General features: G+C 72.8%; 9 protein-coding genes and 1 pseudogene. 6 read left to right on the top strand and 4 right to left on the bottom strand.

The window, feature by feature from the left end; genetic code table 11:
• Positions 1 to 405, bottom strand: a 405-nt coding sequence (locus E1262_RS30705; RefSeq protein WP_203454717.1) for an SseB family protein, incomplete at its 3' end; no start/stop codon positions are given.
• A 180-nt stretch (positions 406 to 585) separates the two neighbouring features.
• Here E1262_RS30705 and pknB point away from each other — a divergent pair.
• From pknB to aroF, 3 genes are all read left to right on the top strand, one after another.
• Positions 586 to 2,676, top strand: coding sequence for a Stk1 family PASTA domain-containing Ser/Thr kinase (gene pknB / locus E1262_RS29605; protein ID WP_132107933.1), 2,091 nt, complete (start codon positions 586 to 588; stop codon positions 2,674 to 2,676).
• Between the two features lie 27 nt (positions 2,677 to 2,703).
• On the top strand, positions 2,704 to 3,576 hold the full coding sequence (locus E1262_RS29600; RefSeq protein ID WP_132107932.1) for a deoxyribonuclease IV: 873 nt from the start codon (positions 2,704 to 2,706) through the stop codon (positions 3,574 to 3,576).
• Positions 3,577 to 3,696: 120 nt separating this feature from the next.
• Entirely contained in the window at positions 3,697 to 4,752 is a 1,056-nt protein-coding gene (gene aroF, locus E1262_RS29595; protein ID WP_132107931.1) for a 3-deoxy-7-phosphoheptulonate synthase, read from the top strand.
• A gap of 9 nt (positions 4,753 to 4,761) precedes the next feature.
• On the opposite strand, the gene E1262_RS29590 is transcribed toward aroF, so the two are convergent.
• Together E1262_RS29590 and E1262_RS29585 are read right to left on the bottom strand one after the other, a co-directional pair.
• The gene (locus tag E1262_RS29590) at positions 4,762 to 5,664 is read right to left on the bottom strand and encodes a sulfite exporter TauE/SafE family protein (RefSeq protein ID WP_132107930.1); all 903 of its coding nucleotides are present in this window, start codon (positions 5,662 to 5,664) and stop codon (positions 4,762 to 4,764) included.
• Between the two features lie 132 nt (positions 5,665 to 5,796).
• Positions 5,797 to 6,819 (bottom strand): threonine aldolase family protein, encoded by a 1,023-nt coding sequence (locus tag E1262_RS29585; RefSeq protein ID WP_132107929.1) that lies wholly within the window; start codon positions 6,817 to 6,819, stop codon positions 5,797 to 5,799.
• 144 nt (positions 6,820 to 6,963) lie between these two features.
• On the opposite strand from E1262_RS29585, the pseudogene E1262_RS32280 reads away from it, so the two are divergent.
• Positions 6,964 to 7,083, top strand: a pseudogene (locus E1262_RS32280) (NAD(P)H-dependent oxidoreductase); the annotation flags it as partial.
• 168 nt (positions 7,084 to 7,251) lie between these two features.
• Here E1262_RS32280 and E1262_RS29575 read toward each other — a convergent pair.
• The gene (locus E1262_RS29575; protein WP_238993111.1) at positions 7,252 to 8,613 is read right to left on the bottom strand and encodes a class II 3-deoxy-7-phosphoheptulonate synthase; all 1,362 of its coding nucleotides are present in this window, start codon (positions 8,611 to 8,613) and stop codon (positions 7,252 to 7,254) included.
• A 138-nt stretch (positions 8,614 to 8,751) separates the two neighbouring features.
• On the opposite strand from E1262_RS29575, the gene E1262_RS29570 reads away from it, so the two are divergent.
• A complete protein-coding gene (locus tag E1262_RS29570; RefSeq protein WP_132107928.1) occupies positions 8,752 to 9,966 on the top strand; it encodes a pyrophosphate--fructose-6-phosphate 1-phosphotransferase in 1,215 nt (404 codons plus the stop codon).
• Positions 9,924 to 10,993 (top strand): acyltransferase family protein (locus tag E1262_RS29565; RefSeq protein ID WP_203454716.1); only part of this gene is annotated, 1,070 nt, incomplete at its 3' end. The genes E1262_RS29570 and E1262_RS29565, both read left to right, overlap by 43 nt.

Here is a 10,993-nt window from a genome sequence, read left to right as displayed (position 1 = left end):
GACGACGAGGTCGGGGCGGTGCTCCTCGGCCAGCCGTACGGCGCTGGCGCCGTCGGCGGCCTCTCCGACCACCTCGTACCCCTCCTCACCCAGCATCTCGATGAGATCGAGGCGGATCAGCGACTCGACGCAGGTGAACGCGAGCAGGCCGCGGCGGCCGTCGCGGCCGGTGGTGAGGACCGCCGCCATGGCGGTTTCCTTCTCCGCGCCGGTGGCGTCGACCGACTCGGCGACCGCGACCACGGGGATCAGCAGCCGGCCGGCGGCCAGTGCCGCGAGCACGTCGGCCGAGCCGCCCTCGCCCCGCTCGTACGCGGCCAGCGCGGCCACGATGCGAGGGTCCGCCGCACCGTCGTCGTCGCCGAAGGGCGTGGACGGCACGCGGCGTGGGGGCACAGCGGTCACGGGCCGCGACCATAGCCCGCCCGCGGCCCGAACGCCATCCGAGTGCCGGTATTGGTCGGCGCGAATGCCCGCAACAGCGACATCTCGGACGCACGCACACGAGCTGCGACGTACCGGGCGGGGCGTGCCGGCGGACCGTGTCGATCGGCCGGGGCCCTCAGGTGAACGTACACTCCACCCGTGGACCTCTCCGTCTCCGACGCACCGGTGGGCCGTCTCCTCGACGGACGCTACCGGATCGAGGCGCTGCTGGCGCGGGGCGGCATGGCGACGGTTTACAAGGCCACCGACACCCGGCTCGACCGGCCGGTCGCGCTGAAGATCATGCACGCGGAGCTGGCCGCCGACGACGACTTCGTGGCCCGGTTCATCAACGAGGCGCGCGCCGTCGCGCAGCTGTCCGACCCCAACGTCGTCAACGTGTTCGACCAGGGCGAGGACGACGGCGCCGTCTATCTGGCGATGGAGTACATCCACGGCCGCACGCTGCGCGACGTCCTGCACGAGCGGGGCCGGCTGGGCGCGGACCTCGCGCTCGAGGTGACCGAGTCGGTGCTGTCGGCGCTGGCCGCGGCGCACCGGGCCGGCATCGTCCACCGCGACGTGAAGCCCGAGAACGTGCTGGTCGGCAACGACGGACGGGTCAAGGTCGCCGACTTCGGGCTGGCCCGGGCCAACAGCACGTCGTCGAAGACCACCCGCGGCCTGCTGGGCACCGTCAGCTACATCTCACCCGAGCAGGCGCTGGGCGAGCGGGCCACGCCGCGCTCCGACGTGTACTCGGCCGGCATCATGCTCTACGAGCTGCTCACCGGGAAGACGCCGCACGAGGGGCCCACCGACTTCGTGATCGTGCGCAGCCACATCGACGACGACGTCCCGCCGCCGTCCGAGGCGGTGCCGCTGCCGCCGGCCGTCGACGAACTCGTGCTGACGGCGACGGCGCGCGAGGCGCTGCAGCGCTACGCCGACGCCGCCGCGTTCCTGGCCGCGGTCCGGTCCACCCGGGCCACCATCGCCGGCCTCCCGCTGCCGGAGCCCGACGACGACCCCGAGCTGACCGCCGTGCACGCGGAGCCCCGCGACTCCGCCGGCGTCACCGTCGACGAGGCGCTGGCCGGCACCGTGCTGGCCGGCCAGGTCGACCGGGTCGAGCCAGTCGAGGACGAGACCGCCGACGACGACATCCCGCCGGTCGACGACCGCGCGGGCGAGGTCAGCCGGCCGGGCTCGACCCGCCGCATCGACGCGCCGCTGTCGATCCGGTTCACCGAGGACGAGACCGCCGACGACGCGCCGCCGGCCGGCGTGCGGGCCGACCGGCAGGCCGACGCGCGCGCCCGGACCGCCGGCCACCGCCGGACCGAGCAGGCGCGCAGCCGCCGCGGCCTGTACCTGTTCCTGTTCGTGCTGCTGCTGGCCATCGGCGTCGCCACCGCGGCGTGGTGGTACGGGTCCGGGCGGTGGGAGTCGACGCCGTCGCTGCTCGACCTCACCGCCGAGCAGGCCGAGGCCCGCGCCGAGGAGAATGGCTTCACGGCCGTGAACGGCGGCGAGGAGTTCTCCGAGACGGTCGAGGCCGGCCTGGTCCTGAGCACCGAGCCCGAGCCCGGTGAGCGACTGCTGGGTGGCGGCGAGATCACCTACGTCCTGTCCCTCGGCCCGGAGCGGTACGAGGTCCCGGAGCTGGTCGGGCGCACCGTGGACGAGGCGAACCAGCTGGCGGAGCCGCTGTCCATGACCATCCGCGTCGACGACGAGGTCTACGACGACGAGGTGGAGGCCGGGCTCATCCTGACCCAGAGTGTCGCGCCAGGCGAGGAGGTGCGCCGCGACACCGAGATCGCGGTCACCGTGAGCCGCGGCCCGGAGCCGGTGGAGATCGAGGACTTCACCGGCCGGCCGGCCGAGGAGGCGCAGGCGGCGCTCGCCGAAGCCGGCTTCCAGGTCAACACGGTGGAACAGAACTCCAACGACGTTCCGGCGGGCGTGGTCATCTCGCAGGACCCCGCCGAGGGCACCGGTTTCCGTCAGGACGAGATCACGATCGTCGTCTCGCTCGGACCGGAATTGATCGAGGTTCCGAATGTGCGCGGCGAAAGAGTGGAAAGAGCCGAGGAAATTCTTCGCGAGGCCGGCTTCGAGGTCGAGGTCGTCAACCTGTTCCCCGACTTCAGCGACAACGGCCGTGGCGACCGCATCCAGAACCAGGAACCCGCGGCCGGCGAGCAGCACCCACCGGGCACCACCATCCGCATCATCCACTTCTGACCCGGCTCCGGCCGACCGAGGACGCTCGTGACCGACGCGCTCGCCCTTCTGGGCACCCACCTACCCGTCGCCGGGAAGCTGGCCGCGCTGCCCGAACGCGCCGCCGGCATGGGCGCGTCGTCGGTACAGGTGTTCCTCGGCAACCCGCGCGGCTGGGCGATGACGCCGGGCGACCCGGAGACCGACGCCGTCTTCCGCGCCGCGGCGGCCGAGCACGGCCTGACCGTGCTCGTGCACGCCGCCTATCTGATCAACCTCGGCAGCCCAGTGCCGGAGACGGCGCACCGCTCGGCCGCCGCACTGGCGCACTCGCTGCGCCGGGCCCGCGAGGTCGGCGCGGCCGGGGTCGTCGTGCACACCGGCTCGTGCGTGACGGCGGGCAGCCGCGACGACGCGCTGCGACAGGTCCGAGAGTTGCTGCTGCCGCTGCTCGACGAGCTGGACGGCGCACCCGGCGGGCCGGAGCTGCTGCTCGAGCCGACAGCCGGGCAGGGTCAGTCCCTGTGCGCGACGGTGGACGACCTCGAGCCGTACCTCGCCGCACTGGAGCACCACCCGCGGGCCCGGGTCTGCCTGGACACCTGCCACCTGTACGCGGCCGGCCACGACCTCGCCGCGCCGGGCGGCATGACGACGATGCTGGACCGGTTCGCCGACGTCGCCGGCGCCGACCGGCTGGCCGCCGTCCACGCGAACGACTCGATGGACGGCTGCGGCTCGTTCCGCGACCGCCACCAGCGCATCGGCAAGGGGAACATCGGCGCCGCGGCGTTCGGCGAGCTGCTGCACCACAAATCGGTCGCCGGATTGCCGGTCGTCCTGGAGACGCCCGGTGGCCCGCCCGCTTATGCCGAAGATCTTTCGCTGCTGAAGGAATTACAGCCGAGTTCCCGGAAATAACAACATGAGATGTCAAGTGACCTGATTGTGACCAACTGTCTTACTCCCCGGACAACCCTCCCGAACTAGGGTTTCGGTGCCCTAGCTTCGAGACTGGGGACGAGGCGGGGAGGTTGCGTCATGGTGGTCGTGATGTCGCCCGATGCGACGCCGGAACAGATCGAGGCGGTCGTGTCGCGGGTCCGCACCACCGGCGGCGAGGCCTTCGTCAGCCGCGGCGTCCAGCGCACCATCATCGGCCTGGTCGGCGACGTCGACCACTTCCGCGCCCTCAACCTGCGCAGCCTGCCCGGCGTGGCCGACGTCATCGCCATCTCCACCCCGTACAAGCTGGTGAGCGTCGACCACCAGCCTGCCCGCAGCACCGTCGTCGTGGGCACCGGCACCGGTGCACGTCCGGTCATGATCGGCCCCGACACGTTCACGCTCATCGCCGGACCATGCGCCGTCGAATCGCTGGCGCAGACGCTCGAGGCGGCCGAGATGGCCAAGGCAGCGGGCGCGACCATGCTGCGTGGCGGCGCGTTCAAGCCGCGGGCCGCGCCGCGGGAGTTCCAGGGACTGGGCAAGGTCGGCCTGCACATCCTGGCCGAGGTCCGCGAGGTCACCGGGCTGCCGGTGGTCACCGAGGTGATCGACCCCGGCGACGTCGACCTCGTCAGCGGGTACGCCGACATGCTCCAGGTCGGCGCCCGCAACATGCAGAACACCGCGCTGCTGCAGGCGGTCGGCCGGGCCGGCAAGCCGGTGCTGCTCAAGCGCGGCATCCAGGCCACCGTCGACGAGTGGCTGATGGCGGCCGAGTACGTCGCCCAGCGCGGCAACCTCGACATCGTGCTGTGCGAGCGCGGCATCCGCACGTTCGAGACCGCGACGGCGACGACGCTCGACATCGCGGCCGTGCCGGTCGTGCAGCGACTGTCGCACCTGCCGGTCATCGTCGACCCGTCCCACTCGGCCGGGCGACGCGACCTCGTGCTGCCGCTGTCGCGGGCGGCCATCGCGGTCGGCGCCGACGGCATCCTCGTCGACGTCCATCCCGACCCGGAGGCCGCGTTGTGCGACGGGCCGCAGGCGCTGGCCGGCGCGGACGTCCGCGAGTTGGCGTCGACGCTACGGCGGCTCATTCCGGCGGCCGGCCGCCGGCTGGGCGACCCCTCCCCCGTCGGGCTCTGAGCCCCCGGGTCAGCCGACGCGGGCAAGCTCCGGCTCGGGCTGGACGACCCGCTGCGCCAGGTGCGCGCGGATCGAGTAGGCCAGCGCCGCCGCCCACACGACGGCGACCACCCCGTTCACGACGGCACGCACGCCGCCGGGTGCGTCGACCCAGTCGCTGCGCAGGATGGTCCGGCCGTTCGTCAGCACGATCATGCCGCCGACCGCCGAGCCGAGCACCCGCGGCGGGACGACGCGCACGAGCCAGGCGGCGATCGGCGCCGCGACCACGCCGCCGGCGAGCAGCACGGCCACCCACGCGAAGTCGATGTTCTCGGTGCCGAGCCCGATGAGGAACCCCGTGCTGGCCGCGACGGCGACGATGAACTCGCTGGTGTCGATGGAGCCGATCACCTTGCGCGGCTCCATGCGGCCGCTGGCCAGGATCGCCGGCGTGCCGACGGGGCCCCAGCCACCACCGCCGGTGGCGTCGATGAACCCGGCCACCAGCCCGAGCGGCGTGAGGAACCTCCGGCCCAGCGGCTTCGGGTCGCGCCGCACCGGCAGGCCGCGCAGCGTGAACCGGACCAGCAGGTAGATCCCCAGCGCCAGCAGGAGCAGCGACATGACCGGCGCCGCGGCCTCGGTGGACAGGCTGGACAGGAACGTCGCCCCGGCGAACGCGCCGGCCGCGCCCGGGACGCCGATCTTCGCGACGACCTTCCAGTCGACGTTGCCGAAGCGCCAGTGCGACAGGCCCGAGGCCAGCGTGGTGCCGATCTCGGCCAGATGGACGGTCGCGGACGCGGCCGCCGGGTTCGCCGCCACGGCGAGCAGCAGCGTGCTGGAGGTGACGCCGTAGGCCATGCCGAGACTGCCGTCGACGAGCTGGGCGGCGAAACCGACCAGGCCCAGCAGAACGAGGGTACGCACCCGGCCGCCTCCAAACCATCTAACCCGTCAGAACTATAGGAATAGTCGCCTAGGTCGGGATTGGGGTCAATGGATGGACGCGGTCGTCTCGCACTGCGGACGACGGGGCAGGATGCGCGGGGCTCCGCGGCGTCAGGCCCGGACCAGCTCGGCCAGCACGCCGGCCGCGCGCTTGGCGTCGTCCGCGCTGACGTCGAGGTGCGTGATGAGCCGCACCAGGCCGGGGCCGACCACGCCGGTGAGCACGCCCTCGGCGGCCGCCCGCTCGACCAGACCGGCCGCGCGGTCGCCGACGTCGAGGATGACGACGTTGGTCTCGACCGTGGCGGGGTCGACGGCGGACGGATCGGCCTCGGCGACCGCGTCGGCGATCAGCCGGGCGTGTGCGTGGTCGTCGGCCAGCCGCCCGATGTGGTGGTCCAGCGCGTACAGCCCGGCCGCCGCCAGGACGCCGGCCTGCCGCCAGCCGGCACCGAGCCGCTTGCGCCACACCCGCGCCTCGGCGATCGCGGCCGCCGGCCCGGCGAGCACGGAGCCGACCGGCGCGCCCAGCCCCTTGGACAGGCAGACGGAGACGGTGTCGAACAGCCGGCCGTACTCGGCCAGCGCGACGCCGGTGGCGACGTGCGCGTTCCACAGCCGGGCGCCGTCGAGGTGCAGCCGCACGCCGACCGGCTCGGCCAGCGCACGCAGCTCCCGCAGCGCCTCGAGTGGCTGCACGGTGCCGCCGGCGAAGTTGTGCGTGTTCTCGACCGCGATCGCCGCCGTCGACACCAGGTACGGCCCGGCGTCGGGCGTCATCAGCCGGCGGACGGCGTCGAGGTCGACGTGGCCGCGCGGGTCGGACCACGTGCGGGTGGTGACGCCGTGCCAGACGGCGTGCGCGCCCAGCTCCGCGCGGACGACGTGCGCCCGCTCCTCGCACAGCAGCTCCTGACCCGGCGCGACCAGCGACCGAACGCCCAGCGCGTTGGCCAGCGACCCGCTGACGGTGAAGAGGCCGGCCTCGTGCCCGAGCAGGCCGGCGACCCGCTCCTCGAGCGCGTGGACGGTGGGGTCCTCGCCGTAGACGTCGTCGCCGGTCTCGGCGCCGGACATCGCGGCGAGCATCGCTGCGGTGGGCCGGGTGACGGTGTCGCTGCGCAGGTCGATCACGTCCACACCTTAATCTTTTTCCCTTGTGGGCCTCACCGCCGCCTGGGACCTCGCGGTCGGCCTTCACCTGAGCCCCGATTCCCACGATGCGGATGGGCGGTTGCTTTCCCATCAAGTCCATAGGAAATTGGTGGTGGGCCCAGCCTGCTGGCGACGCCGACGTACAAGGCCAGGTACACGGGGCTACTCAAGGCGTTCCTCGACCGGCTGCCCGGCGGCGCGCTGCGCGGGACCGTCGCCGTGCCGGTCACGGTGGCCGCCGCCTGAGCTCCGCTCCGCGCCCTCCCGAAGTTGATCTTGGAGTAACTGTGGCATTGCGGTCCGATATGCCCGATTGATTCCGCGGTTACTCCAAGATCAACTTGGAGGGTGGGCCGGTGCCGCCCTGTTGATCATGGCGACGGAGCACGTGGGGCCACCGTCGGAGCGCCGCTAGTTCGCCGACTCGAGCAGCTCGGCGACCAGGAAGGCGAGCTCGAGCGACTGGGTGCGGTTGAGCCGCGGGTCGCAGACGGTCTCGTAGCGGCTGCTCAGGCCGTCCTCGGCGATCGGGTCGCCGCCGCCGACGCACTCCGTGACGTCGTCGCCGGTCAGCTCGACGTGGATGCCGCCCGGGTGGGTGCCCAGAGCGCTGTGCACCTCGAAGAAGCCGCGGACCTCGTCGACGACGTCGTCGAAGCGGCGGGTCTTGTGGCCGCTGGGCGCCTCGTAGGTGTTGCCGTGCATCGGGTCGCAGATCCAGGACGCGACCAGGCCGTCGGCGGTCGCCTTCTGGATGAGCGCCGGCAGGGCGTCGCGGATCTTGCCGGCGCCCATGCGCGTCACGAACGTCAGGCGCCCCGGCTCGCGCTCGGGGTCGAGCTTGTCCGCCAGCGCGAGCAGCTCGTCCGGCGTGGTCGACGGACCGACCTTGACGCCGATCGGGTTGCGGATGCGCGACGCGAACTCCAGGTGCGCGCCGTCGAGCTGCCGGGTCCGTTCCCCGATCCAGACGAAGTGGCCCGAGACGTCGTACGGCGCGCCGGTGCGGGAGTCGACCCGGGTCAGCGCCAGCTCGTAGTCGAGAAGCAGCGCCTCGTGGCTGGAGTACAGCTCGACGGTGCGCAACTGCTCGGTGTCGATCTCGATGGCCCGCATGAACGACAGCGCCTGGTCCAGCCGCCGGGCCAGCCGCTCGTAGCGCTGGCCGGCCGGCGAGGTGCGGACGAAGTCGTTGTTCCAGGCGTGCACCTGGTGCAGGTCGGCGAACCCGCCGCCGACGAACGCGCGGGTGAGGTTCAGCGTGGCCGACGACGCGTGGTAGGCGCGAACCATGCGGTGCGGGTCGGGCACGCGGGCGGATGGCGTGAACTCGAAGTCGTTGACGATGTCGCCGCGGAAGGCCGGCAGCGTGACGCCGTCGCGGGTCTCGGTCGACTTCGACCGCGGCTTGGCGTACTGCCCGGCCAGCCGCCCGATCTTCACCACCGGGACGCTTGCGGCGTAGGTGAGCACGACCGCCATCTGCAGCAGCGTCTTCAGCTTGTTGCGGACGTTGTCGGCGCTCACCCCGGCGAACGTCTCGGCGCAGTCGCCGCCCTGCAGGACGAACGCCTCGCCGCGGGCGACCGCGGCCAGCCGCTCGCGCAGCAGGTCGCACTCACCGGCGAACACCAGCGGCGGCATGGCGCGCAGCTGCGCCACGGCGTCCTGGACGGCGGCGGGGTCGGGCCACTCGGGCTGCTGGCCGGCCGGCAGCGCGCCGACCGCGTCCGTCAGCTCTGTGTACAGCGCAAGGTCCTCCGGGGAGTTCACGCCTTACAGGGTAGGCCGCGCCCTCCCCGATCCGCCGCGAACGCCCACACCCCGGACAGCCACGGCCGGGGCCACAGGCGCCGACGATAGGGTGTCAGGCGATCTGTCCCTCTCCACATCGACAGAAGGTCACCTCATATGCCCGAGAGCACACCTGTGCGCAAGGTCGCCATGCTCACGGCCGGCGGCCTGGCCCCGTGCCTGTCGTCGGCCGTCGGCGGCCTGATCGAGCGGTACACCGAGATCGCGCCCGAGGTCGAGATCATCGCCTATCTCGACGGCTACGCGGGCCTGCTGACCGGCCGCTCCATCACCATCACCCCCGAGATGCGTGCCACGGCGTCGCGGCTGCACCGGTTCGGCGGCTCCCCCATCGGCAACAGCCGGGTCAAGCTGACCAACGTCGCCGACTGCGTCAAGCGTGGGCTGGTCCAGGAGGGCCAGGACCCGCTGCACGTCGCGGCCGAGCAGCTCACCCGCGACGGCGTCGACGTGCTGCACACCATCGGCGGCGACGACACCAACACCACCGCCGCCGACCTCGCCGGGTACCTCGCCACCAACGACTACGAGCTCACCGTCGTCGGGCTGCCGAAGACCGTCGACAACGACATCGTCCCGGTGCGGCAGAGCCTGGGCGCATGGACGGCGGCCGAGCAGGGCTCGATCTACGCCCGCAACATCATCGCCGAGCATTCGTCCAACCCGCGCATGCTCATCGTGCACGAGGTCATGGGCCGGCACTGCGGCTGGCTGACGGCGGCGACGGCGCGCGCCTACCGCAAGTGGCTGGCCGCGCAGGAGTGGGCGCCGGAGCTGGGCGTCGACCCGCGCCGCTGGGACGTGCACGCCGTCTACGTGCCGGAGCAGAAGCTCGACCTCGACGCCGAGGCCGGCCGGCTGCGCTCACTCATGGACGAGCTGGGCTGCGTCAACATCTTCCTGTCCGAGGGCGCCGGTGTGGAGTCCATCATCACGGAGCTGGAGGAGGCCGGCGAGGAGGTCCCGCGCGACCCGTTCGGCCACGTGAAGATCGACAAGATCAACCCGGGCGCCTGGTTCGCGAACCAGTTCGCCGCCCGCGTCGGCGCCGAGAAAGTCATGGTGCAGAAGAGCGGCTACTACAGCCGGTCCGCCGCCGCCAACGCCGACGACCTGCGGCTGATCAAGAGCTGCACCGACCTCGCGGTCGAGTGCGCGCTGCGGCACGAGGGCGGGCTCATCGGGCACGACGAGGAGCGCGGCGGCCGGCTGCGCGCCATCGAGTTCGACCGCATCAAGGGCGGCAAGGAGTTCGACCCCGCCACGCCGTGGTTCGCCGACCTCCTCGGCGCGATCGGGCAGCCGGCCTGATCTCGCTCGGCCCGCGGCACCAGCGGCCGCGGCGGACGTACCCGTTCGCCGCGGCCGGGACCGAGTCTGCCCAGGACCGGCCGCGGTTCCGGCCCGACGTCGAAGGCCTGCGCGCCGTCGCCGTGCTGTTGGTGCTCGCCTACCACGCCGGACTGCCGCTGGTCAGCGGCGGGTTCGTCGGCGTGGACGTGTTCTTCGTCATCTCCGGGTTCCTCATCACCGGGCTGATCCTGCGCGAGGTCGAGTCCACCGGGCGGCTGCGGCTGGGCCGGTTCTACGCGCGCCGGATCAGGCGGCTTCTCCCGGCGACGGCGGTCGTGCTGGCGGCGACCGCCGCGCTGACCATCGTGCTGCTGCCGCCGCTGCGTTGGCCCGCGATCGCCGGCGACATCGCGGTGTCGGCGACGTACGTGGTGAACTGGCGGCTGGCGTCGGAGTCGGTGGACTACCTGACGGCCGAGGACGCACCCAGCCCGGTCCAGCACTTCTGGTCGCTCGCCGTCGAGGAGCAGTTCTACCTGCTCTGGCCGGTCCTGATCATCGCGCTGGTGTGGTGGCACCGGCGCCGCCGCGGCGCGCCGTCGCTGCGGCGGACCCTGCTGGCCGGGCTGGCGGTGGTCGCGGTGCCGTCGCTCGCCTGGTCGGTGCACCTGACCGCCGCGTCCCCCGGCGCGGCGTACTTCGTGTCGACGACGCGGGCGTGGGAGCTGGCGGCCGGCGCGGCGCTGGCGATCGGCGCGCGGCGGCTGGAGCGGCTGCCCGCCTGGGTGGCCAGCGCGCTGGCCGGGGGCGGACTCGCGGCAGTCGGCTGGGCGGCGCTGACCTACGACGCGACGACGCCGTTCCCCGGCGCGGCGGCACTGGTGCCCGTCCTCGGGACGGCCGCGGTGGTCGGCGGTGGCGTCGCGTCGGCGCCGACGTCGCCGGGCGCCGACCGCGAGGTCCCAGGCAGCGGCGAGTCCCACAAGGGAAATGGGACACTGCCGGGGCGGCTGCTCGGCACCGCGCCGTTGCGGTGGGTGGGTGG

Source organism: Jiangella aurantiaca (genome assembly GCF_004349105.1).
GTDB classification, from domain to species: Bacteria; Actinomycetota; Actinomycetes; order Jiangellales; family Jiangellaceae; genus Jiangella; species Jiangella aurantiaca.
This window is presented reverse-complemented; position numbering and strand designations above follow the sequence as displayed.